Here is a 25371-nt window from a genome sequence, read left to right as displayed (position 1 = left end):
TGAGATAGTCTGCCCCGCTCCGCCAAGCCCGCCATCGAAACCGTGCAACACGATCCTTTCCCTACCGTCGCGCAAGAACCCGAACGTATCGATATTGCGGTCATCGGCTCGGGCTTTGCCGGTATTTGCATGGCGATCCGGCTGAAACAGGCCGGCATGAACGATTTCTTCGTGGCCGAGCAAGCCGCCACCCTTGGCGGCACGTGGCGCGACAACGATTACCCCGGCTGCGCCTGCGACGTGCAGGCTCACGTCTATTCGTTCTCGTTCGCGCCGCATCCTGGCTGGACGCGGCTTTACGCGCCGCAAGCGGAGATTCGCGCGTATCTAGAGGATTGCGCTGCACGATTCGGCATCGGCCCGCATTTGCGGTTCAACGAAACACTCCAACGCGCGACCTTCGATGAACCCACGCAACGCTGGATCCTGCGTTTTTCCACGGGCAGGAAAGTCTCGGCGCGCGTGCTGATCGCGGGGATGGGCGGCTTGTCGCGGGCGGCGGTGCCGGTGATTCCGGGCATCGATACATTCGAGGGGACGTGTTTTCACTCCCAGGAGTGGGATCACGACTTGCCGCTAGAGGGCAAGCGCGTCGCGGTGATCGGCACGGGCGCGAGCGCGATCCAGTTCGTGCCGCAGATCGCGGCGCGCGTGGCGCATCTAGACGTGTTTCAACGCACGCCGCCCTGGATCATGCCGAAAAACGATCGCGAGCTGAGCAAGCGCGAACGATGGTTCCTGAAACACTTACCGTTCACGCAACGGCTTCTGCGCATGACGGTTTACTGGATGCTCGAAGCGCGCGTGCTGGCTTTTGTCATGCATCCGTCGCTCATGAAAGTGATCCAGAAAGTCGCCCTCAGGCACCTGCATAAGCAAGTCGCAGATCCTGAACTGAGACTCGCGCTCACGCCGGATTACACCATCGGCTGCAAGCGGATTCTGATTTCCAACGACTATTACCCGGCGGTATCGCGCAGCAATGTGTCCGTGGTGACGCAAGCCATCGTGCGTGTGGAAAATGACGCCGTCGTCACCGCCGACAATGTCCGGCACCCGGTGGACTGCATCATCTTCGGCACGGGCTTCCAGGTCGCCAAGCCCTTCACGCGCGGGGTTGTAATCGGTCGCGGCGGCGTGCGCATCACCGATACCTGGCGCGACGGAGCCCATGCGTATCTCGGCACGACGCTGCCGGACTATCCGAACTTTTTCATGCTCGTGGGTCCAAATTCCGGACTCGCGCATAACTCGATGGTCTACATGATCGAGTCGCAAGTCGCCTACGTCATGAAAGCGCTCGGCTATATGCGCGATCACGGCGTTGCGACCATCGACGTAAAACAAGAAGTGGAAGCTGGTTACAACGTGCGTATCCAGCAGAAATTGAGCCGCGCGATCTGGGCAAAAGGCGGCTGCAAGAGCTGGTATATCGATCCGGTCTCGGGCAGGAATACCGCGTTGTGGCCGGGCTTCAGCTGGAAGTTTCGTCAAGCACTGAGCGTGTTCAACCCGGATGATTACGTCACGCAGCCCGCGGTTGCACGCCCAGGCGCATAGCCACGCTTTGTAGAGCGCCGAAGCCGCGCGTATACTTCGGCGCTATCTCTTTATTACCCCTTGCGTTCGCTATGGGCGCGAGGATCTGGTCAACATAACCGTGTCCGACGTGGATGCGCGTAACGAGGAAACCGAGAAATCGCCAGCATGAGAAAGCTCCGTTCGTCCCCCGCCGTTGTCATCGCATTGTTAGCCACCGCCTCTTTGTTTCCTGCCGTGCATGCACAGGAAACGCCGGATCCTTCCAGGGAAGACTACGCGTACCTCGCGCGCATGCACGTCCCGCAACCGGTAGTCAGTTGCGTCGCCGCCTTCGACAAATGGGTCGCGCTCACGCCGAAATACGACACTTTCATCGTGCCGGACCGGCGTGTTCTGAACGCGAAGATCGACGACGAGACGACCATCTTCAGCGCCGGCAACCCGGTTCCCGTCGATGAAGTGATCGTCATGCGCGCCTTTGCGAAAACGCGGGGCCATTCGCAATGGACCCGCCTCGACAGCCGTTGCGGTGTGAAGGACGGGCGCGTGGTGGGTGTATCGCTGACGCCAAATGTAAAGCCGCAGATCGTTCGGTAACCGTGTGGGCGCACGCGCCCTTTCACACCCTTTCCCAAATATTTCCCAGCATACGTTTCCTTACAAAGGCATACGGCTTGTCATTTATCTAATTGCTAAATTGATTTCACGGGATTCACTTGGAGAAACCGATGAAACGATTAGCACTTATTGCCGCACTTGCAGTCCTTGTCGGCAGCTCACTGGGTGGTTGCATCGTCGTGCCGGATGGTGGCGGGTATCACCATCACCGCGACTACTACGGCGGCCGCTACTGAAGCTGACCTGTCCACGCATCAACGGCGATTCATAACTGACAAAACGCGAAGGAAACCATCATGTTGAACCTCAAGAAAGGCCTGTTGCTTGCATCGATTGCGGCTGCTGCCGTGACGAGTCTTGGTGTATCGAACGCGGCATCCGCCGATGAACACTTCCGCCCCGGCTACGTGCATGTCGACAGCCGCGGCTGGCACGGCGACCGTTATTACGATGGCCACAGGTACTGGGAACGCCGCGAGTGGGAACGCCGGCACGCGCCCCGCCACTATGCGCCGCCGCATCGGTACTATTGATCGCGCTGGGTAGCGTCAAAAGAGCCACCTTCGGGTGGCTTTTTTGTTGCAGGCGTGGCCTACGCTCCGGCCGAATCGCGCCATCTGCGGGTATCGCGCAAAGGCGGCGCGCCGAATAGCCGGCTGTACTCGCGGCTGAATTGCGACGCGCTTTCATATCCCACGCGATGCGCGGCCGTGGCTGCATCGGTCATGTCGATCAGCATCAGCCGGCGGGCCTCCTGAAGCCGCAACTGCTTCTGGTATTGCAGCGGGCTCATGGCCGTCACCGCCTTGAAGTGATGATGCAGCGACGACACGCTCATATGTACGTCGCGCGCGATCGATTCCACGCGCAACGGCTGGGCGAAGTTCTGGCGCAGCATCATGATCGCCTTCGCAATGCGCTGCGTCTGGCTGTCCTGCAGCGCAATCTGGCGCAGGCGCGCGCCTGAGCCGTTCATCAAGAGCCGGTAGAGGATTTCGCGCTTGATCATGGGCGCGAGGATAGGGATGTCCTCAGGCGTGTCCATCAGGCGCAAGAGCCGCAAGACGGCGTCGAGCATAGGCGTGCCGAGCCGGTTCACGTAAAGACCGCGCGATGCGTCGGCGTGCGTGGGCGGCGGCAGGCTTTCATCGCGGATCAGTGCGGTGATTTCCTCCACGTCCATGTCAAGACGGAGCCCAAGATAAGGCTTGTCTTCGGTCGCGCCGGTCACCTGCCCCATCACCGGCAAATCCACCGATGAAACCAGGTAGTGCATTGGGTCGTACACGTACAACTCGTCGCCGACCATGATCCGCTTGGACCCCTGCGCGATCAAGCCGAGCGCCGGCGTTTGCATGCCGTGGCTCGGACCACCGCAATGCACGATCCTGTGTACGTGCAAACCTTTCACCGCGGTCTCGTGCGAACCTTCGTGGTCGGCCGTGAGACGTTCGAGCAAGGCGACCAGGTCGAGGCGCGCGTGATCCAGGCCTGGATCGAGCGGCGCATTGTCATGACCGTTTACGGGTTCACGGTACGCGGCCTGATTCATGTGTTCAGCGTGATTCGATGGATCGATGGCGGAATCCGCCGTCTCATTCAGGGCCATGATTCGCAATTAGTGAGTTGGCGTCTGCACGGGAAAAACGGGCAACAACGGCGCCGGGGATAAAGAAGGATAACCGTCAGCCGGACTTCAATGATGCATGGAATATGCATCCAATCGCTCGTCTGCTCGTGTTTTGCTTGGGTTTGCTGACACGTAAGGCGTTTGAAGTGCTGCCGGTGAATTCCACTTAGCTTACTCGCGCGCGGGCGTTTTCGCCCAGAGCCGTGCGCGGCGTTTGCAGAATCGGGCAATGATCCGACAGGATCAGGCTAGCCGTCCGGTACATCAGAAGCAGATACTGAATCCTCGCGGCCAGCTAAAACCGCGCCGAACGGCGTTCGGTCTTCGGTACGCAAGCCCCGCGCGCGGCCGAGGCTAAAGGCGTTTACAACAGCAACGCACGCCGGCCGCTCGATCCAGTACGAATTCTAAGGAACCCAGCATGCGCAACAAAAAATTCGGCAATACCGGCTTGTTCGTCTCCGAACTCTGCCTCGGCACGATGACCTTTGGCGAAGGCGGCATCTGGACGAACATCGGCGGGCTGCAGCAGGCGGACGCGGACAAGCTCATCGGCCGTGCGCTGGACGCCGGCATCAATTTCCTCGATACCGCCGACGTCTACGCCGACGGCACTTCGGAAATCATGACGGGCCAGGCGCTGAAAAACCTGAAAGTACCACGCGAAAATGTCGTCGTGGCGACCAAGATTCACGGCGAAACGGGCACGAAGGGCGTCAATTCACGCGGTGCGTCGCGCTTTCATATTATCGATGGTGTGAAGGCGAGCCTGAAACGCCTGCAGCTCGATCACATCGACTTGTATCAGTTGCATGGCTTCGATCCCGCCACGCCGATGGAAGAAGCACTGCGCGCGCTCGACACGCTCGTGCAGCATGGCCATGTCCGGTATATCGGCGTGTCGAACTGGGCGGCCTGGCAGATCGCGAAAGCGCTGGGAATTTCGGAGCGATTGGGCCTTGCGCGATTCGAGTCGCTACAGGCTTATTACACCATCGCCGGGCGGGACCTCGAACGCGAAATCGTGCCAATGCTGAAGAGCGAAAACGTCGGCCTGATGGTCTGGAGTCCGCTTGCGGGCGGCCTCTTGAGCGGCAAATACAAGCGCGACGGCAGTTCCAGCGAACAAGGGCGCCGCACAAACTTCCAGTTTCCGCCGGTCAATATGGAGCGCGCTCACGATTGCATCGACGCCATGGCAAAAATGGCCGAAGCCAAGGGCGTGACGGTCGCGCAGATCGCGCTCGCGTGGCTCCTGCATCAGAAAGCGGTGACCACGGTGATCGTGGGCGCGAAGCGGATCGAGCAACTCGATGACAACATCGCCGCAACGCAAGTCAAGCTGAATGACGACGAACTCGCCGCGCTCGACGAAGTCAGTCAGCTCGCGAGCGAATATCCGGGCTGGATGCTGGCGCGTACGGGCGAGTACCGGTTGAATCAGTTGAAGGAATCGAACGGCTGATTCAGCCTTTCAGGTCGAGCGGCAAGGTCATGAGCACTGAATCGTGATACTTGCCGTCGACTTTCAACGCCCGGGGTTCGCGCGCATATTCAAGGAATCCCACCTTCCGATAAAGCCGCAGCGCTGCCTCGTTATCCGGCGATACGGTCAGCTGGATTTCCTCGACCACGCCGCGAGCATGATTCAGCACGGCCTGCACGACTGCTGCTGAGAGTCCCGTTCCGCGCGCCACCGGGCGCACGTACATGCCGAACAGCGCGCCCTTGTGCTTTACTTTCGCGCCATGCGGCACGACCAGGCCAGCGGTGCCGTCGAGACTTGCTGCACTCGCGTCGTTCTGCTGTAAAAAACCGCCAAATACTGCGGCATCCGTGAGGCGCTGGCCGAACCACGAAAGCGGTTGGTCGACCTCGTCTTCATACGCTGAACCAAAACCATCGGGATGCTGCTGAAGGCCCTCCAGCCTCAGTTCTCGATACGCAGCGGCGTCGGCGGCAGTTAGACGGCGGACAGTGAATGACATGGACGTTCGGCTCGAGGAAAGTGCGAGCTCGTAGTGTCGCACGCGCGCCTAGATAATCGGCTTGCCGCCCGTCACGGCGATCGTCGCGCCCGAAATGTAGCTCCCTTCGTCCGATGCCAGCAACACATACGCCGCCGCCAGTTCCGCCGGTTGACCAGGCCGTTTCATTGGCACTTGCAAGCCGAAATTCTTGACCTTCTCTGGGTCCATGGTCGATGGAATCAGCGGCGTCCAGATCGGCCCCGGCGCCACGCCGTTCGCGCGAATGCCTTTCTCGGCCAGCAGTTGGGCGAGGCCACCCGTGAAGTTCTGGATTGCGCCTTTGGTCGTGGCGTATGCAATCAAGCCGGGATTCGGGCTGTCCGCGTTCACCGATGTCGTGTTCACGATCGCGCTGCCCGGCTGCATGTGCGGCACGGCGGCCTTGGTGATCCGGAACATTGCGCCGATGTTCGTCGAAAAGGTCTTGTCCCATTCTTCGTCGCTGATGTCTTCCAGACTGTCGTAGGTCATCTGGTACGCGGCGTTGTTCACGAGCACATCCACGCGTCCGAAGGTCTCCACGGTCTTCGCCACGAGCGCGCGGCAATGCGCGTGATCGGTGATATCGCCGGGCAGGAGGAGCGACTTGCGCCCTGCTTGCTCGACCCATCGCGCGGTTTCTTTCGCGTCTTCGTCTTCGCTGAGGTAGCAGATTGCGACGTCCGCACCTTCGCGGGCAAAAGCGATCGCAACGGCCCGGCCGATGCCGCTGTCGGCACCCGTGATCAACGCGATCTTGCCGGCGAGTTTGCCCGAGCCCTTGTAGGTCATTTCGCCGTGATCGGGCTGCGGATCCATCGGGCGAGTCTGGCCTGGTTGCTGGTTTTGCGGTTGCTCAGGGAAAGGCGGTTTAGGGTAGGAGATCTGGGCCATGTGCGTTGCTCCGTGTGGTGATTGGCTGGGAACTCAATCTCAGCAAGCACCGGACCCAGCGACGGACAGTGACCTTTATCTGCAATCGGAATATCGCTTATCCGCACTATCGCGTTGCGCGATACACAAGGCAAACGCAGACTGTCCCGACAAAATGAAAACACAGGAGACAATCATGCGCACACAAGTCGGAATTGTCGGCGCGGGCCCTGCCGGCCTGCTGCTCTCTCATCTGCTGCATCTGCGCGGCATCGAGTCGGTCGTACTCGAAGCGAGAAACCGCAGCGACATTGAATCCACTATCCGCGCCGGCGTTCTCGAACAAGGCACAATGGACCTGCTCAACGAAGCCGGACTCGGCGCACGGATGCAAGCCGAAGGTGCGGTGCATCACGGATTCGAACTTGCATTCGAAGGGCAACGCCGACGCATCGCGCTGACCGAACTCACCGGTCACTCGATCACCGTCTACGCGCAGCACGAAGTCATCAAGGATCTTGTCGCCGCGCGCGTGGCGGCGGACGCTGCGTTGAAATTCGGCGTGTCCGATGTGTCGTTGCACGATTTCGAATCCGGCGGCACAAGCCGTCCGCGCATCAGGTACGCGCATGAAGGCGACCGGCATGAGCTGGAATGCGACTTCATAGTCGGATGCGACGGATCTCAGGGTGTTGCGCGAGGATCGATGCCGCAAGCACAGCGGCACGATTACCAGCGCATCTATCCGTTCGGCTGGTTCGGGATTCTGGTCGAAGCGCCGCCTTCATCGAACGAATTGATCTACGCGCGCCACGACCGCGGCTTCGCGCTGATCAGCACCCGCTCGCCTACCGTGCAGCGCATGTATTTCCAGTGCGACCCGAAAGATTCAGCCGATGCCTGGTCCGATGACCGCATCTGGGCCGAACTGCACGCCCGCGTCGATACGCACGATGGCTGGCAGATCACCGAAGGCCGGATCTTCCAGAAAAACATTGTCGGCATGCGCAGCTTCGTTTCCACGCCAATGCAATCCGGCAAGCTCTTCCTGGCAGGAGACGCCGCGCACATCGTTCCCCCGACCGGCGCAAAGGGCATGAATCTCGCCGTCTCCGATGTCCGCGTGCTGACCGCCGCCCTGCGTGCGTTCTACGAAGAAGGCACGAACGACCAGCTGGATCGATACACGGAAACCGCGCTGAAACGTGTCTGGCGCGCGGAGCATTTCTCGTGGTGGATGACAAGAATGCTGCACAAGCTAGACGACACGTCGCCGTTCGAACAACGCCTGCAAGTGGCCGAGCTCGAACATGTGACAACGTCGCATGCCGCAGCCACGGCGCTGGCCGAAAACTACGTCGGCAGCGTCGCGGTTTAGGCGCTAAACAGCAGAGAAGTTAAAGAACCGCCACTACACGAACGTCGCCTTCCACCGATGGCACGACCTGTCCGCCTACGCGCCGGAAGGTTATCGATACGGTCTTTTCTCCGACCCGCAACTCGCCGATTTCGAGCCAATCGATACCATCCGGCAGTTGCGGCCGGTCGATACGCACTTCCTCTCGCTCGGCGTCGATTGCAATTCCAAGACACGCCTCAAGAATCATGAACGGCGAACCGGCCGCCCACGCTTGCGGCAAACACGCGACCGGATAGCCAATCGGACGCTCACCGCGCTGCCGCGTGAAGCCGCAGAACAACTCGGGCAAGCGCATATCGAAGGTGACGGCGGATTCAAACAGCGCCTGCAGCAACCGTACCGCGCCGCCGCGATCGCCGTATCGTGCGAGACCCCTTGCGCACATGGCGGTGTCGTGCGGCCAGACCGAGCCGTTGTGATACGACATGGGATTGAAACGCGGCTGGCCGGCCGCGAGCGTCCGAACGCCCCAGCCCGTGTGGAACAGGGTCGATTCCAGTTGCCGCGCAACGGCCTCGCCACGGCTGCGTTCAACCAGATCGAAAGCCAGCAAGTGTCCTGCGTTCGATGACAACACCTTGCACAACTGGCCCTTGCCGTCCAAAGCAATGCCGTAGAACTCCGACTCCGGCATCCAGAACATGCTCTCCACGCGCTCGCGGATATGCTGTGCGCGTTTATCGAAAGAGGCCGCGTCTTCCGGCATGCCGCGCTGCCGCGCAAAACGGGCCATGGTCGCGAATGCCGTCGATGCATAACCCTGCACTTCGATCAGCGAGATCGGCCCGACCGGGAAACTGCCGTCGGCGTGAAACACCGAGTCGTGGCTATCCTTCCAGCCCTGGTTGGCGAGCCCGTGCTCGGTTGCGCGCTGATAGCTCAGCAAGCCATATTCATTCTTGTCGCAGTGCCCCGCGATCCACTTCGCAGCCAATTGCAGCGAAGGCCACAATTCGTCGATAAGCGCCGTGTCGCCCGTGCGCTCGGCATAAGCCCCGGCGAGCGCGACAAACAGCGGCGTGCTGTCCACGCCGCCGTAGTACATCGCAAACGGCACTTCGCCGGTCGCAGCCATCTCGCTGTTGCGCGTCTCATGCATGATCTTGCCGACTTCGGCATCGCGAAACGCCGAGTCCTCGCGCGCCTGGTTCGCAGCGAGAAAGCGCAGCACGCCGCGCGCAAGAGACGGATCGAGCCACAACATCTGCAGCGACGTGATGATCGCGTCGCGGCCAAATGCCGTGGAGAACCACGGAATGCCGGCGTACGGATACGGTCCGGTTTCGAGGTCGGTGGTCAGCAAGCCCAGATCGGCAAGCGATCGATCGATCCATTCGCTGAAGAGCGGATTACTAGAACGCACTCGCGCGACCGAACGGCGCCTGTCACGCATGCGCCTGTGGGCATCGACCAAGGCCTCGCGAATCGCCGGGCGGCCCGATTCAGGTGCGCATTCCGCGCCCTCCTCAGCGATCTTCTTGCTTTCTGCGCTTGCGTCGCTCAAGGCATGCGTAAGCGCCGTGACCGACAGGTAAATCGACATCGCCGTTTCCGGCTGGATTCGCAGCGCGTAGTCGGCGCGATTGACCGTGAGCGAATGTGGCGCGGGTGAAAACTGGATGCGTGCGGTCCGCTCGACTTCATCGAGCCCCGTGTAGCGCAGCACCACTTCGCCGTTTTCGATGCACGGCTCGCGCATTTCCCCGCGTTTGGGACGCGTCGAACCCCGGACTTCGAACATGTCGTGGAAATCGGCCGCAAAGTCGATGGAAAGCGGCACCGTCGCGGGCTCCGTGCCGTAGTTGGTCAGCACGATGGCTTCGTGCAGCACATGCCTCGACAACACGCGCCGGCGCTCGACGTGAAGTACCCCTTCCGGCGTGGTCGCGCCACCGATGGGCGGCAGCGGCCGGTTGGTCATGTGCGCGGTGAAAACGGCGTTGTCACTGGACACGCTACCGGAGAGCAAGGACGGCGCGCGGCCGCCGAAGGTCAGGCGAAGTTGCGACAGCACGCGGGTATCGTTGACGAAAAGACCGTCGTCATTGCCGCGGATATCGCCGTTTGCGTCGTTGACAACGAACGTGTTGCCCGCCTTGAGCACGAACTGGCGCTCGTTCGCGTAATTCGAGTGTTCCGTTGCGATAAACGCGCCGTCAGTGACCGCGACGGGCGTGGTTGGAGCAACTTCGCGCACCCCGACCGTGCTGCGCACGGGGTCGGGAAGATCGTCACGCGCGGGGCTACGGCCAGCATCAGCGGCCTTTCGATCGTCGAGCGCCTGATTTGCCTGCTGTTGTTCCTTCGTTTCCATTACACCTTCCTGAAAAAGAGTTGCCTGGACACTCGGCCTGCCCGGCCATATCAGCCACTATCCGCGAATTGTACGGCCGGAGCCTGCGAATCAATTTGCCGAGACCGCAGACATGCGCGCTACGGACCCGCTATCATCGACCGCTTTTCGACAGACGCTTACCTAACCGGTTCTCCAGGCTGCATGTCATTCCCACATATCGACCTACTTTATTCGGCTTCGGGCCTCGCCGTCGGCTTTCTGGTCGGACTGACCGGCGTTGGCGGCGGCTCGCTGATGACCCCGCTGCTCGTACTGCTGTTCGGCATTCACCCTGCTACGGCGGTCGGCACCGACTTGCTTTACGCGGCCGCGACCAAGTCTGCCGGCACGCTCGTCCACGGCCTGAAGGGTTCCGTCGACTGGCGCATTACCGGTCGGCTTGCGGCAGGAAGCATTCCCGCCGCCGCGATCACCCTGTTCCTTCTGCACCGCTACGGCCTGAACACGCCCGCGGCCGCACGCGTAATCCAGCTCGTACTGGGTTGGGCGCTGCTCTGCACCGCCCTGTCCCTCGTGTTCCGCCCCCAGCTTGCACGGCTCGCCTACAAGACCGGCATGGCCCGGGAGGCTCGCGGCGAACCGGACGCGGCCGGGCGCGAAATGCGTACTGTGGCCTGGACGGTACTGACCGGGGCCATTCTCGGCGTGCTGGTGTCGATTACCTCGGTTGGCGCGGGTGCAATCGGCGTTACCGTTCTCCTGCTGCTTTATCCGCGCCTCGCGACAGCGCGCATCGTGGGATCGGACATTGCGCACGCTGTGCCGCTCACACTGATTGCCGGCACCGGTCACTGGCTGCTTGGTTCGGTCGACTGGTCGCTCCTGCTCTCGCTATTGGTGGGCTCGCTCCCGGGAATCGTACTTGGCAGCCTGTTGTCCGCACGAGCGCCCGAAGTCCTGCTGCGCAACCTCCTGGCCGCGACGCTCGTCCTGGTCGGCATAAAGCTCGTGCTCAACTGATTGCCGGGCAGTTCGATCGATAGTAGTCGCCAGACGTGACGCTTTCCAGTCGGCCGAATGGCATATGAGGTGTCAAAGAGATCATTTCCCGGGCCGTGATCTGTTTTTCACGTCATAGGCCGATCGGTCAGCTATCGAAAAATGGCCGAAACGTGCACGATTCAGGTGAACGACAAGTGAAAAGCAGTGTGATTGCGTTGCACTGATTTCCAAAATTCGCCACTATTTCCGCACGATCGACCCGCGGGGCAGCCGCAGAGGCGCCCTTGTCGAGAACCGAAAAGGAGCCTGTGCATGAGCCAGACCGACGATCCGCGTGACGAGCAATCCGCATCCGACTTGCCTCAGGATCCATTTCGCCGCCGGCTGCTGGTCGCCGGCATGGGTCTGGCCGGCCTGAGCGGCCTGTCGCTGAGCGCCTGCCACTTGTTCGATTCACGCCCTGACGCGCCGAAAACCGCCGCCGACCTTGCGCTCGACCGCGCGTTGCAGGCGAAGGTCCGGCACATCGTCGTGATCTACGCTGAGAATCGCAGCTTCAGCAATTTATGGGGCAACTACCCAGGCGTTCAATATCCGCTCGAAGCCGTGCCTGCGTCGCGTTATGTGCAGCTTGATCGCGACGGCCGCACGCCAATGCCAGTGCTGCCGAAAATCTGGGGCGGCCTCGTGCCGCAAGCGCAGGAAGTGGACGGCAAGCGCTACATGATCTCGGAGAAGCAGATCGACGGCATTGCCAACGGCCCCTTTCATCTTGTCGATACCGAAGGCAAACCGCTGCCGAACGGCGTCATCACGCGCGATCTCGTGCATCGCTTTTATCAGAACCAGATGCAGATCAACGCGGGCCGCAATAACCAGTTTGCCGCGTGGGGCGACTCCGGCGGCCTGGTGATGGGGCACTACCGCAACTCGGCTGAGTCGCTGAAGCTGTGGAATATCGCGCAGCAAAACGTGCTGTGCGACAACTTTTTCATGGCGGCGTTTGGCGGCTCCTGGCTCAATCACATCTTCCTTATCTCAGGTCAGGCGCCGCTGTATCCGGATGCGCACAACGGCCCAGCGAAGAAATTGCTGTCCGCGCTCGACGGCGACGATCCGCTCGGTACGCGCCTCAAGCTCGCGCCTGACTCGCCGGCGTCGGCACTGGACGGGCCGCCCTCGTATGTGAACGACGGCGCGCTTACCGCAGACGGGTACGCCGTCAACACCATGGCGCCGCCCTATCAGCCGAGCAACGTCAAGCCCGCCGAAGGCGGCGATCCGGCGTTGGCCGATCCGTCGAATCACAAGGTGTTGCCGCCGCAGACTTACGCGACCATCGGCGACCGGTTATCGGACAAAGGGGTGGATTGGGCGTGGTACGGCGGCGCGTGGGAGTTCGCGCTTACGCACCCCGATACCGGCATGATTCCCGACTTCCAGTATCACCATCAGCCTTTTAACTATTTCCGCAGCTTCGCGCCCGGGACGCTTGCGCGCACGCAGCACTTGCGGGACGCGGGCGTGGGCGAGGATGCGTCGACGAACAAGTTCATCGCGGATATCGACGCAGGCCGGCTGCCGCCCGTGACGTTCTACAAGCCGCAGGGGAACCTGAACATGCACGCGGGTTACGCCGACGTCGAATCGGGCGACCGGCATCTGGCGAACGTGGTGGAGCGGATTCAGCGCGGACCGCAATGGGACAACACGGTCGTGATCATCACGCACGATGAAAACGGCGGCTGGTGGGATCACGTATCGCCGCCCAAGGGCGACCGGTGGGGACCGGGATCGCGCATCCCGGCGCTCGTGATTGCGCCGTTTGCGAAGAAAGGTCTGGTCGACCATACGGTCTACGACACAAACTCGATCCTGCGATTCATCACGCGCGTGCACGATCTCGTTCCGCTCGACGGGGTCGTCGCGCGGGACCGGGCGTTCGCGGCAAATGGCGAAGCGCCGCTGGGCGATCTGACGGCGGCACTGGACCTGGCCTGAAGCGAAGAGCGGATCGCCGGGCGCTAGGAAGCACGCGACCCGTCCATGCGCCCCGCGCGGGCATCGGCGGCATCGGACGCTTCCTGTCTCCATTCGCGCCGCGAGCGCAGCATCTTGCGCACCGCAAGGCGCGACATCTTGAGGTAGCTGAACGGGCGGGGATCGGCGAGCATGCTCAGCGCCCGCGCATAGTCGAGCGTGAGGCCGGGCGTCCACGCCATCGTCGCGGCGCGTTTGCGGATCTGCGCCGCGACCCAGAGCTCCGGCGTGACCAGCAAACGAAGGAACGCGCGCCAGCCGGTATCGCGGCCGTGGAAGGTTCCCACCGTACCTTCCAGAGCCGCTTCGAGCGCATTGGAGACAGTGCTGGAACAGTTGCGATAAGTCAGGTTGTAAGTCGGGTCCTGCCGATACTTCTCCCAGAACGCGTCGAGCCTCTCCGGACGATAGTTCCGGATGCGCACGCGCGTTGTCGATTCGCACCATGCCTTCGATTCCGTCGGGTAGTCCGGCTGGAACACGCCGGGAACGTTGTTCTCGCGCGTCGCACGCAGGATGCGGCCGAACTCGTCCGGCGAACGATCGATTTCAACGCCCGGATACAGGCTGATGTAGATACCCTCCGGCGATTCAAGCGCCGCGTGACCAGTTGAAATGACACCGTTGGCATCGACGGCTGCAATGTACCGGTCCACGATCAGCCGCCGGTTCGCTTGCGCTCGGGCTGATCCCACCGGTGTCCATACGTGCACGGTGAGGGCTTTTTCGTCGGCGGCGGGCGGACCGTCCCATTCGAACGGGGCATCGGTTTCGGTCGCGCCGGCGCTCGCCACGGCCTTCGCGGTTGCAGATTTCTCGGCAATGGCGGGGTCGGTAATGACGTCATCGGAAAGAGCCAGTGTCTTTTTGCTTTCGGGCGGCAAACTTTCCATCCGTCGCACGCGAAGCGCGATCAGCAGCAGGTTCCAGCCGCCGAACGCGAGTCCGAGTCCAATGGCATAGGGCGCCGTACCCACGTAATGCGTTGGATACGGCTGGAAGAAGAACACCGCAAGCAGGATTTCGACAATCGCCAGTGCCAGCACGATCCTCCACCGGCTATAGCGAACGACGATCGCCGAGACGGATTGCAGCAGGCCATCGGCAAGAAAAAGTGTGCCGAAGATCATCGACAACACGAAGTTGCCGTGATGATGGCCCGCCATGATCAGCAACGCCGCCAGCGTGAAAGCCGCGCCTTTCACATAACGCAGCGTGCGCTGGCCGCCAACGCCCGTGCCCGCTGCGATCAGTGTCGCCAGGCCTTCGAACAGCAGCAGCCACGCAAAAAACCGGATCGGGAAGTAGAGCACGCCATCGAGGGCGTCGATGAAAACAAGCACCCCGATCACGAGCCAGATAGCGCCGGCGAGTGCCAGCGTTATCCATCGGCGGCGTAGGTAGTCGACGCCCAGCAGCAGCAACACGAGTTGGATCATGACGTCACCTTTGTGGACCCGCGTGATCGATGCAACCCGGCCATCATAAAAGCGATGCCGCCTTACGCCAACTCAGGATCTACTTCTCAACCCAGGCGCGCGCTGCGATCTCGATCAGATATCCGTAGTGGAGCGCGCCAACCGGCACCACTGCCCGCGCGGGTTTCCACTCGCCGAAGTGGCTTGCGTAGATATCGTTGAACGCCTTCCAGTGATCCACGCCGACCAGATAGACGGTCACCTCGATCACGTCCTGCAAACCTGCTCCTGCCGCTGCCAGGACCGTGCTGACGTTTTCCAGCGTTTGCCGGGCCTGTTCTTCGAACGGCAGTTCACCGGTATGCGTGCCGTCGGGGCGCATCGGCAACTGGCCCGAGACGCAGATCAAATTGCCGGCGCGCGTGGCATGGCTGTAATGGCCGGCGGGAACCGGAAGGCCGGGGGCGTTGATTCGTTCAATTGGCATGGCGAGATTCAATTATCAAGAAAGGTCAAACGGGAGGATACGTCCACCCACTCAAAGCACCAACCATCCGGCCAGAAAATCCAGGAAGGCCTTGGCGCGTCCGGCCATCGATGCACTCTGGTAGAACACCGCGCTGATCGGTTGCCTGATGTCGAGCCACTCGCCGTCCATGACGGTCCGAAGGCGTCCGCTCGTCACGTCCGCGTGAGTCATATAGGACGCGAGACACACGATACCCCCGTCGGCAAGAGCGAGCTGACGCATGGTCTCCCCACTCGACGCCGCAATGTCCGGCACGATCCGCAAACGAGCGTCGTCATCGAGCAAGGGCCAGTCGTTGAGACTCTCGGGCGCGGTAAATCCAATCAGCCGATGCCCCCGTAATTCCGCCACCGTACGCGGCTCGCCATGCTCCGCCAGATACCCGGGACTCGCGAGAATCCGCAGCCGGCTGCTGCCCAGCGAACGCGCGTGCAGCGTGGAATCCTGCAGCGCGCCAATCCGGATCGCGATATCCACGCGCTGTTCCATCAAGTCGACAAACCGCTCATTGCTACTCAATTCCAGCACGATTTCCGGGTACGCCGCCGCGAACGCCTGCACATGCGGGACGATGCAATGAAGCATGAAAGGCGACGCCGCGTCGACCCGCAAGCGCCCCGCCGGGCGTTGCCGCTGCCGGGCGATGGACTCCTCGGCGTCCTCCATCGCGGCCAGGATGGCACGGGCGCGCACGAGGAAAAGCTCGCCTTCGTCGGTGAGCTGGAGGCGACGCGTGGTGCGGCGAATCAGCGTGGAATCGAGCTTGGTTTCGAGCCGGGTCAGCGCCCGGCTTACGCCCGAAACCGTTTGTTGCAAGGCTTCCGCAGCGGCGGTGATCGAACCGCTGTCGATCACGGTCACGAAAGCCAGCAATTCCTCGGTGGTGGTTTTCATCGGAGCGATTGTTGATGCGCAGTCAAGATTGATTTGAGACTAACACCATTTTTGCGAAAGTAGAACCGCGCGATACTGCATGCATCGATTCAATACTTATCAAAGGAGAGCGGACATGAAGGTATTTGTGACGGGCGCGAGCGGGTTTATCGGCGGCTCGATTGCGGCGCACCTTGCACGCAATGGGCATCAGGTGCGTGGCTTGATCCGCCGCGCCGACCAGGCGGCCGAGCTCAAGCAACTGGGCGTGGAGCCGGTGATTGGAACACTCGATGACCGGGATCTGCTGATCGCCGAAGCCAAGGCCGCCGACGGCGTCATCAACGCCGCAAACAGCGATCATCGCGGCGCGGTGGAAGCGTTGATCGAAGGATTGGCGGGTTCCGACAAGCCGTTGCTGCATACGAGCGGATCGAGCATTGTCGGCGATGCATCCGGCGGCGAGGGATCGGACGCGATCTACTACGAAGACACGCTGCCCGAACCGACCGCGGACAAGGCGGCGCGCGTAGCCATCGATAACCTCGTGCTCGATGCCGCCACGCGCGGTGTGCGCGCCTCCGTGCTGTGCAACACGCTGATTTACGGCCACGGCGCGATGAAAACCGCCAAAAGCGTCCAGCTGCCGCGTCTGTTTTCCCAGGCGCAAAAAAGCGGCATCGTCCGGCATGTCGGCCCGGGGCGCAACATCTGGTCGAATGTACACATCGACGATGTCGCCGATCTCTATGCCCGTGCGCTCGAAGAAAGCCCGGCCGGAACGTTCTATTTCGTCGAAAGCGGCGAAGCGGCGTTCCGCGAAATGACCACGGCAATGGCCAAAGCAATGGGACTCGGCGAACCCCAAGACTGGCCGCTCGAAGAAGCCAAGAAAGAATGGGGCTATGAAATGGCGTCGTACGGGCTGGGATCGAACAGCCGGGTTCGCGGCAAGCACGCGCGTGAATTGCTGGGATGGACGCCGAGGCGCACGTCGGTGACCGACTGGATTCGCGACGAGATGATCAAGTAACTGAACTGAAGACGCGCGCGGCCGGTCAGTAAAACCGGCCGCATTTCTCCATCTCTAGCGCCTATCGCAGCGCCTTCAGATATCCATCGATCTCCGCAGCCGGCATTCCCGCCGTCACCGCCGCGTCGTGAATTTGCTGCCACGTGGTTGGATCGACGGGCACGCCCTTCGTTTCCAGTTCCGCGCGCCGCGCGCGTTCCGGCTCGCCCGGCACGAGGATTCTGTCCGTATTGGCGGCAAGCGGCGAAGCCTTCACCCATTCCACGAATGCATCCGCTTCGGTTTCGGCGTTGGGTGCATCGAAGGCTTTCGGATTGACGATCACCGAGGTCATGCAATTGATGATGGCGTTGGTTGTATCGAGCGTGCTTTCGTGCGTTGTGTAACCGCCGGACAACGCGCCGCCAAAAATCTCGCACATGGCGGCGAGGCCATAACCCTTGTGCGCGCCCATCGCCGTCAACGATCCGAACGGTGCTTCGTGCATGACTTTCGCCTCGACGGTCGGCACGCCCGAATGATCGATCAGATATCCCGGATCGACTTTCACGCCCTTGTTGTAGGCCACGCGCGTCTTGCCGTACGCAATGCCCGACGTCGCGAAATCCAGCACGAGCGGTTCGCGCCCTTCACGCGGAAACGCGGCGCAAAACGGGTTCGTGCCGAATCTGCGATCGATACCGCCAAACGGCGCAACCAGCGGATCGCCCGCCACGTTGACGAAGTGAAACGACACGAGCCCGGCCGCCGCACATTGCTCGGCCCAATGCCCGATGCGCCCGATGTGATGCGCATTACGCAACCCGACCGCGCACACGCCGAGCTTCAAAGCGCGCTCGATACCGTGTTCCATCGCCTCGAATGCGACAACCTGGCCAAAGCCCTTCTTCCCGTCGATGGTCAGCACCGCACCGGCATCGCGGACAATTTCAGCGTGCGTGTTGAGTTTCAGCTGGCCATCGCCGAGCGACGCCATATAACGCGGAATCATGCCGACGCCATGCGAATCATGGCCCGACATGTTCGCCATCACGAGATGGTCGGCGACCAGTTGCGCTTCGCGCGGCGTACTGCCGGCATGGGTCCAGATCGCGCTGACATAAGCGTGCAAGGTATCGCGGGGAATGCGTGCTTCGGACGTATTTTCAGTGTTCATGCGACTGCGTCTCCTGACATGAAAGTGCGGCACAACAAGTTCGATGGCGCGCTGGGCCGTACAAAATAAAAAGGCGCGCTAGAAGCTGCGCGCCCTTTCATTATCGATGACAACAGTTCAAGGCGTTGCGGCAATCACCTCGGCAACCGTCGCCGTCAATTTCTTCGCGAACGGCACATGCAGAAATTCATTCGGGCCGTGTGCGTTCGATCTCGGTCCCAGTACGCCGCAAACCATGAATTGCGAACGCGGGAAACCTTCCTGCAACGTGCTCATCAGCGGAATCGTGCCGCCTTGTCCGAGGAAAGCGACGTCCGCGCCAAAATGCCTGCGCGATGCATCGTTCAACGCTTCGTCGAGCCAAGGCGCGAGTTCCGGCGCGCTCCAGCCCGTCGCCTCGCCACGCTCAGCCTTGAACGTGACCTTCGCGTTGTAGGGGGGATCGGCTTCGAGCAAGGACTTGAGTTCGGCGAGCGCCGTGGTCGCCTCAACGAGCGGCGGCAAACGCAGCGAGAGCTTGAACGCGGTGCGCGGGCGCAGGACATTGCCGGCATCGATCAACGATGGCAAACCCGCCGCGCCAGTTACCGCCAGCGAAGGCCGCCATGTCGAATCGAGCAGCGCCTGACGCGGATCGGTCGTGACGGGCAACACCGTGCCGCCGTTCTGGCCGCAGCTCCAGGGAAGCTTCTTCCAGACGTCGTCGCCGAGGATCTTGGCCGTTGCTTCGGCTTCGGAAAGACGCCGCGACGGGATATCGCAATGGAAACCCTTCGGCAACAAATTGCCCGTGCTCGAGTCTTCGAGCCGTTCCAGCAACCGGCGCATGATCCGGAAAGTCGATGGCGCAATGCCGCCGTTCGTGCCCGAATGGATGCCTTCGTCGAGCACCTGCACTTCCAGATCGCCGGCGACCAGTCCACGCAGCGACGTGGTCAGCCACAGCTGATCGTAATTCCCCGCGCCCGAATCGAGACAGATCACGAGGCTGACATCGCCGAGACGATCACGCAGCGCATCCACGTAAGGCAACAAATCGTAGCTGCCCGATTCTTCACATGTTTCGATAATGCCAACGCAACGCGGCCGTTCGATACCTTGCGCGTCGAGCGCGGCGATCGCGCTGATGGACGAATACGTGGCGTAGCCATCGTCAGCACCGCCACGGCCGTAAAGCTTGCCGTCTTCGAACTTCGGCGACCACGGGCCGAGATCGCGACGCCAGCCGTCGAACTCCGGTTGTTTGTCCAGGTGGCCATAGAGCACGATGGTGTCGCGGCTATTCGAGCGCGTCGCGGGCGCTTCGAAAAAGATCACCGGCGTGCGGCCGGCGAGGCGAATGATTTCGACTTTCAGGCCGCGTACAGGCTGACGTTCGGCCCACTGCGCCGCATCCGTAATGACACGCTCGATAAAACCGTTCTTCGCCCAGTCGAGATCGAACATCGGGCTTTTTGCAGGCACGGCGATGTAATCAGTAAGCGCGGGGAGAATCTCGTCGTCCCACTTCCGGTCGATAAAATCACGCAAGGCGTCACGGTCGATGCGCTGTGTTTCTTGTGTAAGGTCGTCTGAGATCATGACGGGCGTCCCGGCCGTTTAAAAATGAATGATAGCCGGGATTCGCAGCGCTTCGGGCGCGGAATTTCCCGTGGACCGGATATGGGAACGTTTGTTTTCAGGGTTCACTAACAAGCAGGCGCAGCGTTTCGTGCGTTTGAATTTTCCGGAACCGCTATGGGACCGCTTCCAGCCGAAAATGCGCGCCGTCCGACGTCCCGGTATGCTGATGTCCCGTCCAGTCAGGACCCAAGCCAAAGGAAATCACCATGTCCGTATCAATGTATCGCGCGAGCATTCCCGTTTTCATCCGCGGGCTCGACGTGCTCGTGTCCCTGATCAACAAGGCCGAAGCGCACGCGAAGGAGAAAGGACTCGGCGAGACCGACGTCACGGCGGCGCGTCTCTTCGACGACATGTTGCCGTTCACGGGTCAAATCCAGCGCGCAAGCGATACATCGAAGCTCTCCGCAGTTCGTCTGTCAGGCGTCGAAGCACCCCGTTTCGACGATACCGAAACGACCTTCGCCGAATTGCGAGAACGGTTGACGAAAACGTTGTCGTATCTGAAAAGCATCGATGAAACGACGCTCGAAGGCAGCGAAACGCGCGAGGTCACGCTGAAGCAACGCGCCGGCGAAGTGACGTTCAGCGGCAGCGATTACCTGTTCTTATTCGCGCTGCCAAACTTCTATTTCCACGTGGTCACCGCGTACGACATCCTGCGCCATCTCGGCGTGCCGGTCGGCAAACTCGATTTCCTCGGAGCGTTGCAAAAGGCCTGATCGGGTGACCGGGTTCAGGTGCGCGCGGCGATCTGCTTCTGCCAGCTCGTCAGAATGCGTCGCGCGAGCACGGCGTAATCACCGCCAAAATGGTGGTCGCCGCTCGTCTTGATCACCTCGATGCCCGACTTGGTCAATGCCGGGCATAACGTGTCTTCTTCGGCCGCGCCGTAGATGCACTGCACGATTCCCGGTGGCACCTTCGCGAGTTCCGGACGCACCTTGAACGCATCCTTGCTCGCAGGCATGCCGAGCCAGCCGGTCACGCGAATCTGAAAATCGGCGTCAGGCGCGAAGCCCATCAGCGAGACCATCGACACCTTCGCGCGCACCGCGTCGGGCAAACGGTTGTAGGCGAACGGCATCACGTCCGCGCCGAACGAATAGCCGATCAGCGCGACGTGCTCCGAATGCCAGCGCGCGCTGTACGCCTGGATCACGCGCGACAGATCGTGCGCGGTCTGCTCGGGCGTCTTGGCGCTCCAGAAGTACCGCAAGCTGTCGATACCGATTACCGATACCCCGTCTTTCTGCAACGATTCCGCGACCGTTTTATCGAGGTCGCGCCAGCCGCCGTCGCCGGAAATCACGATGGCGAGCAGGTTCGTCGGATGCGCGGCCGGAAGTTCGACCAGCGGGAGATCCGAGACGTCTTCATCGTGCATCGGCTCGATCTTCAGATGCGGCGCGGCAAGTGCCAGCAGCGCATCGGGGCGCGATGCGGCGGCGGGTTGCGTGGTTTTATCGAAAAAACCGGGCAATCCCTTCGCGTGCGTGATGGTCGGATCGGGCGGGCACAAGTTGAAACGCGCGTCGAGTTGCGCGTCCGGGTTCAGCGCGAGCGCGCCCGCCACGGTGTTGTCCGGCGCCTGGGACAAGATCTTGGTGGCGAGCACACCGCCTTGGCCCGTGCCCATCAGGATCGGCGCGAAATAACGGTTCGACTGCACTTCGCGTTCGAGCTGGTGACTGAGCGCTTCGGCGTCGCCCACGAGGTTGTGGCAGCTTTCCTTCTCCGACGGCAGCTTCGCGGCGTAGCGCGCGGTATCGACGCCGACGACCATTGCGCCGTTTTTGGCGAGCGCATCGGCCGCCTGGGTGTCGGCGGGGGTCCAGGTTTTATCGGAGAAGAGCACGACGAAACCGCGCATCGGGCCGGTGGGTTTGGTGAACTGGACGTCGCCGTATCGGCCGCCGGGAATCGTGGCTGCATGCGCTGCTGAAACTGCAAACAATGAAACAAAAACCAACTTGCTAAAAAAACTCATGAACGCCAGCCTCCCGCCAGCAACGAGAGATCTGCGAGCGTGAAAAACACGCCCACCGAACCGGATGCCGCGAGATAACGCGGCTCCCAGCGCGGCTGGAACTTGCTCTTGAAACCGCGCAAGCCCCGGAAATTGTAGAAATGGCCGCCAAAGCGCCAGACAAGCCCCGCCAGCCGATGCCACGGCGACGCAAGCGGCGTGGGCTGCATGCCTGAAAGCGGCGCAATGCCGAGACTCAGCGTCTGGTAGCCGGCCTGCTTCAAATGCAGCGCGAGCTTGGTGAAGAGATATTCCATTGCGTACGGCGACGCGTCGGGCACGTGGCGCATCACGCCAACCGTGGCTTCCGTATTCATGTCCGTGGTCATGAACGTGACGAACGCCACCGGCTTGCCTTGCTGGCGAACCAGCAATACGGATTGCGCCGCGAGATATTCGTCATTGAACGCCGCCACCGAGAAACTTTTTTCGCGCGCCTCGCGGCCGTTCAGCCAGGCATCGGACACTTCGCGCAGCATGGGCATGGCGTAAGGGACCTGCGCGGCATCGATGACTTCCACGTCGAAGCCATCGCGTTCGCCGCGTTTTAACGCATAACGCAAATGCGCGCGATGCGAGCCCTTCAGGTCGAAATCGTCCAGCACGACGTGCGCTTCCTCGCCGAGTTTCATCAGCGTGAGGCCGGCATCGAGGTAAAGCGGCAAGGCGTCGGCGCGAACCTGATAGAACGCGGCGCGGCCGCCGTGTGCGTGCGCCATTTCCACGAAACGGCGGATCAGTTCCGCCCATTCGCGGCGCGGACCGACCGGGTCATGCAGCGCGGCCCATGTGCGCCCGTGCTTGGCGTACATGAGGAAGGCTTCGCGCGAGGTGGAGAAGAGGAAACTCTTGTCGCCCATCATGGCGAGGCCGGCGTCGCTGCGTTCCTGCGCGCGGAAAATGCGGGCGGCATCGAGAAGATCCTGCGGCGCGGGCTTTTCAAAACGACCGGCGGCCGGGCGCAGCAACTGCCACACGGCGAACAGCGCGGCGAACAATCCCGCCGCCAATGTGGCGCGCAAGGCGCGGGGGGCGCGTTCATCGAAAGCGAATTGCCACCAGAGATCGCGGCTGTAGTTGATATCGCGGAAAGCGAACAACATGATCCAGACGGCCAGCACGATCACGATTCCCACCGAAACCAGCCAGCTCGCCGTGAAGCGTTCAGCCAGCAGCGACGAACGGCGGTTGAAGCGGTCGCGCGTGGACAGCAGCAGCACGATCAGCAACGCGAGCACGCCGGTTTCGACAAACGCCAAACCCTTCGCGAGCGACAACGCCAGGTTGGCCACCGCGAGCGTGATCGCGAGCCACCAGGCGGCATCGAGCCGGCGCAGCAAGCCGCGCGCGACAAACAACAAGACCACTCCCAGCACGCTCCCCAGCAATTGCGAGCTTTCCAGCACCCATAACGGCAACACCGCCTGCAGCACGGCGATGCGCTTGCCGAACGCGGGCGTTGCGCCCGAAATCACCAGCATGCCGCCGACCACGAAGGTCACGATGCTCAGGAACAAAGGCGCGAGCTGCGACACATTCGATGGATTCAAAAACGTGAACCGGCCCTTCAGCGCTCGGCCTTCGAAACCCGCCAGCACGGCGGTCGCGACAATCAGCGGCAAGCCGAAATAGATCGCCCGGTACGCCAGCAGTGCGGCCAGCATGGCCGGCGTGTTGACGCTGTTGCCGAGCGCGAAGACCATCGCAGCCTCGAAGACGCCAACGCCGCCGGGCGTATGGCCGATCATGCCGAGCAGCATCGCGGCGGAAAACACCGTCAGGAATTCGCCAAAACCGACCTGTGCGTGCGGCAGCACGGCCCAGAGCGCAAGCGCGGCGGCGCAGACATCGACGGCGGCGAGAACGAGCTGCGCGACCAGATCGCGGCGCGACGGCACGGTGACGGCCAGCCACTTCCAGCGCGATTGCAGCGTCCTGGACGATTTGCCGCACATCCCGATCATCACCGCGAAAGCGACGAGAATCGCGGCGCCGCTGAAGCGCAGCAGTTCCGGCGATGCATGCAGCATGGCTGCAAGCGTGTTCGCGGCGCAGACCATGCCGATCGCCGTCATCAACGCGAGCGCCAGCGCCAGCGTCACGCTGGTAAATACGGTGAGACGGCCGACCAGCGCCGGGGTGATGCCCGACACGCCGTACACGCGGCAGCGCACGGCGCCGCCGGTCAACGCGCCGAAACCGGTCGCGTTACCCAGCGCCGATGCAACCGTCGCGCCAACCCACAGCACGGAATGCGGCACTTTGGCGTCGAGGTATCGCAGGCCCACGGCGTCGCGGCCGACCAGCGCCGCATAACTCAGCGCGGTGGCAAGCAGCGCTCCAGCCCACGCCTCGAACGAGAGCGCGAGCAGTTGGTGAACGACCGTCTTGTAGTTGACCGCGTGCGACAGATGCTGGAAAACCACGAGCAGCAACGCACACACGACCAAGGCGAGGACCGGAGCGGTGAAACGCTGCAATCGCCAAGACCGCGTTATGCGGAGCAGCGATTCCGGCTGGAAAACTGAACGAACGACATTTCTGCGAGACATGCGAATTACCGGACTTGCTCCAACGCTTTCCAGCCTCGCGGCCATGTAGCGTTCTTGTTGGTTCTTGGTTCTGATCGGCTGCACGCCGGACCGTTTATCGCCCTTACCTCGCGTCCCCAGATTTCATAAACCTGAACGGAACGTTACGGTTAGCAACGCCTGTATATCGGCGACGGTTGACGGGACTTAAGAAAAGTCGGCGATTCTATGCTTTTTATCGGCGGGGGTTCTGTTATTGCGCGGTTGCCGAAGCTTTCCGAGCGCTTTCTTTACGCGGAATCGGCCGAGCGGTTAGCATCTTGGCTCTAGTGCACGCCCCGCGCGACGCATTTATCATCGATAAAAAAGGTTCTACCGAATGAAAACGCCACGCTTTGCTGCCGCTCTTACTTTGACCGCTACCGTCGCTGCGACGGCGTTCGCCCTGGGCGGCTGCGTGACGCAATACGATTCGCTGGTGAAGACTGTGCCGGTGGGTTCCGGGACGTCGCATCTCGGCGTGCTGCCATTTGCCGCCTGCGTGAAGGCAAAATGGGCCGCGCGGCCGCTGAAGACCGGCGAATATACGCCCAACGCCGACGGCGACGTGATCACCGTGCACGGGCCGAAAGGCGAAACCCTCCTGCTGATCGATGCAGAACCGTCGGCAAACGGCACGGGCTACACCATTTACGGCGATATCGTGGGCGCGGCGGTGTATGTCGCCGATGCCCACACGTGCGACTGAC

General features: G+C 61.7%; 22 protein-coding genes. 11 read left to right on the top strand and 11 right to left on the bottom strand.

Translation table 11 applies throughout. The annotated features are described in order from the left end of the window. Window positions 1-42 precede the first annotated feature (42 nt). From HB633_RS02310 to HB633_RS02300, 4 genes are all read left to right on the top strand, one after another. Window positions 43-1560, top strand: a complete 1518-nt coding sequence (locus tag HB633_RS02310) for an NAD(P)/FAD-dependent oxidoreductase (RefSeq protein WP_346730247.1) — start codon at window positions 43-45, stop codon at window positions 1558-1560. 147 nt (window positions 1561-1707) lie between these two features. Then, window positions 1708-2139, top strand: coding sequence for a hypothetical protein (locus HB633_RS02305; RefSeq protein ID WP_213776435.1), 432 nt, complete (start codon window positions 1708-1710; stop codon window positions 2137-2139). 131 nt (window positions 2140-2270) lie between these two features. Next, on the top strand, window positions 2271-2396 hold the full coding sequence (locus HB633_RS30740) for a hypothetical protein (RefSeq protein WP_156393308.1): 126 nt from the start codon (window positions 2271-2273) through the stop codon (window positions 2394-2396). 60 nt (window positions 2397-2456) lie between these two features. After that, a complete protein-coding gene (locus tag HB633_RS02300; protein WP_213776434.1) occupies window positions 2457-2693 on the top strand; it encodes a hypothetical protein in 237 nt (78 codons plus the stop codon). Window positions 2694-2752: 59 nt separating this feature from the next. Here HB633_RS02300 and HB633_RS02295 read toward each other — a convergent pair whose 3' ends face one another. Further along, window positions 2753-3712 carry an AraC family transcriptional regulator gene (locus HB633_RS02295; protein WP_213776579.1) on the bottom strand — a complete coding sequence of 320 codons (960 nt, stop codon included), beginning with the start codon at window positions 3710-3712 and terminating at the stop codon, window positions 2753-2755. Between the two features lie 499 nt (window positions 3713-4211). Here HB633_RS02295 and HB633_RS02290 point away from each other — a divergent pair, with 499 nt between their 5' ends. Continuing rightward, a complete protein-coding gene (locus HB633_RS02290; protein ID WP_213776433.1) occupies window positions 4212-5255 on the top strand; it encodes an aldo/keto reductase in 1044 nt (347 codons plus the stop codon). Window position 5256: 1 nt separating this feature from the next. Here the strand turns inward: HB633_RS02290 and HB633_RS02285 are convergent, their stop codons facing one another. Next, the gene (locus HB633_RS02285) at window positions 5257-5778 is read right to left on the bottom strand and encodes a GNAT family protein (protein ID WP_213776432.1); all 522 of its coding nucleotides are present in this window, start codon (window positions 5776-5778) and stop codon (window positions 5257-5259) included. Between the two features lie 48 nt (window positions 5779-5826). Then, window positions 5827-6693, bottom strand: coding sequence for a glucose 1-dehydrogenase (locus HB633_RS02280; RefSeq protein WP_213776431.1), 867 nt, complete (start codon window positions 6691-6693; stop codon window positions 5827-5829). Window positions 6694-6868: 175 nt separating this feature from the next. On the opposite strand from HB633_RS02280, the gene HB633_RS02275 reads away from it, so the two are divergent. Next, window positions 6869-8050 (top strand): 4-hydroxybenzoate 3-monooxygenase, encoded by a 1182-nt coding sequence (locus tag HB633_RS02275; RefSeq protein ID WP_213776430.1) that lies wholly within the window; start codon window positions 6869-6871, stop codon window positions 8048-8050. Window positions 8051-8069: 19 nt separating this feature from the next. Here HB633_RS02275 and HB633_RS02270 read toward each other — a convergent pair whose 3' ends face one another. Further along, a complete protein-coding gene (locus HB633_RS02270) occupies window positions 8070-10406 on the bottom strand; it encodes an amylo-alpha-1,6-glucosidase (protein WP_213776429.1) in 2337 nt (778 codons plus the stop codon). 183 nt (window positions 10407-10589) lie between these two features. On the opposite strand from HB633_RS02270, the gene HB633_RS02265 reads away from it, so the two are divergent. Both HB633_RS02265 and HB633_RS02260 read left to right on the top strand, forming a co-directional pair. Beyond that, a complete protein-coding gene (locus HB633_RS02265) occupies window positions 10590-11408 on the top strand; it encodes a sulfite exporter TauE/SafE family protein (RefSeq protein WP_213776428.1) in 819 nt (272 codons plus the stop codon). Window positions 11409-11702: 294 nt separating this feature from the next. Continuing rightward, window positions 11703-13391 (top strand): acid phosphatase, encoded by a 1689-nt coding sequence (locus HB633_RS02260; RefSeq protein ID WP_213776427.1) that lies wholly within the window; start codon window positions 11703-11705, stop codon window positions 13389-13391. 23 nt (window positions 13392-13414) lie between these two features. Here HB633_RS02260 and HB633_RS02255 read toward each other — a convergent pair whose 3' ends face one another. From HB633_RS02255 to HB633_RS02245, 3 genes are all read right to left on the bottom strand, one after another. Then, on the bottom strand, window positions 13415-14869 hold the full coding sequence (locus tag HB633_RS02255; RefSeq protein ID WP_213776426.1) for a DUF308 domain-containing protein: 1455 nt from the start codon (window positions 14867-14869) through the stop codon (window positions 13415-13417). Window positions 14870-14948: 79 nt separating this feature from the next. After that, window positions 14949-15335 (bottom strand): RidA family protein, encoded by a 387-nt coding sequence (locus HB633_RS02250; protein ID WP_213776425.1) that lies wholly within the window; start codon window positions 15333-15335, stop codon window positions 14949-14951. A 51-nt stretch (window positions 15336-15386) separates the two neighbouring features. Then, window positions 15387-16271: a LysR family transcriptional regulator gene (locus HB633_RS02245; protein ID WP_213776424.1), complete on the bottom strand. Its 885-nt coding sequence runs from the start codon at window positions 16269-16271 to the stop codon at window positions 15387-15389. A 115-nt stretch (window positions 16272-16386) separates the two neighbouring features. On the opposite strand from HB633_RS02245, the gene HB633_RS02240 reads away from it, so the two are divergent. Then, window positions 16387-17283: an NAD-dependent epimerase/dehydratase family protein gene (locus tag HB633_RS02240; RefSeq protein WP_213776423.1), complete on the top strand. Its 897-nt coding sequence runs from the start codon at window positions 16387-16389 to the stop codon at window positions 17281-17283. 61 nt (window positions 17284-17344) lie between these two features. Here HB633_RS02240 and HB633_RS02235 read toward each other — a convergent pair whose 3' ends face one another. After that, the gene (locus HB633_RS02235) at window positions 17345-18439 is read right to left on the bottom strand and encodes a malate/lactate/ureidoglycolate dehydrogenase (protein WP_213776422.1); all 1095 of its coding nucleotides are present in this window, start codon (window positions 18437-18439) and stop codon (window positions 17345-17347) included. A 117-nt stretch (window positions 18440-18556) separates the two neighbouring features. Beyond that, window positions 18557-20020: a M20 family metallopeptidase gene (locus HB633_RS02230; protein ID WP_213776421.1), complete on the bottom strand. Its 1464-nt coding sequence runs from the start codon at window positions 20018-20020 to the stop codon at window positions 18557-18559. Between the two features lie 248 nt (window positions 20021-20268). On the opposite strand from HB633_RS02230, the gene HB633_RS02225 reads away from it, so the two are divergent. Then, window positions 20269-20784 (top strand): DUF1993 domain-containing protein, encoded by a 516-nt coding sequence (locus tag HB633_RS02225; RefSeq protein WP_213776420.1) that lies wholly within the window; start codon window positions 20269-20271, stop codon window positions 20782-20784. A gap of 14 nt (window positions 20785-20798) precedes the next feature. On the opposite strand, the gene HB633_RS02220 is transcribed toward HB633_RS02225, so the two are convergent. Further along, on the bottom strand, window positions 20799-22052 hold the full coding sequence (locus HB633_RS02220; protein WP_213776419.1) for an AcvB/VirJ family lysyl-phosphatidylglycerol hydrolase: 1254 nt from the start codon (window positions 22050-22052) through the stop codon (window positions 20799-20801). Then, complete coding sequence (mprF, locus tag HB633_RS02215; RefSeq protein ID WP_213776418.1) at window positions 22049-24643, bottom strand: bifunctional lysylphosphatidylglycerol flippase/synthetase MprF; 2595 nt, start codon at window positions 24641-24643, stop codon at window positions 22049-22051. The genes HB633_RS02220 and mprF overlap by 4 nt, the downstream gene beginning before the upstream one ends. A 358-nt stretch (window positions 24644-25001) precedes the next feature. Here mprF and HB633_RS02210 point away from each other — a divergent pair, with 358 nt between their 5' ends. After that, window positions 25002-25370 carry a hypothetical protein gene (locus HB633_RS02210; protein ID WP_213776417.1) on the top strand — a complete coding sequence of 123 codons (369 nt, stop codon included), beginning with the start codon at window positions 25002-25004 and terminating at the stop codon, window positions 25368-25370. Window position 25371 lies beyond the last annotated feature (1 nt).

The sequence above is a fragment of the Caballeronia sp. dw_276 genome (assembly GCF_018449635.1).
Taxonomy (GTDB): Bacteria; Pseudomonadota; Gammaproteobacteria; order Burkholderiales; family Burkholderiaceae; genus Caballeronia.
Note: the sequence above shows the minus strand (reverse complement) of the source record. Positions and strands in the feature narration are given on the sequence as shown.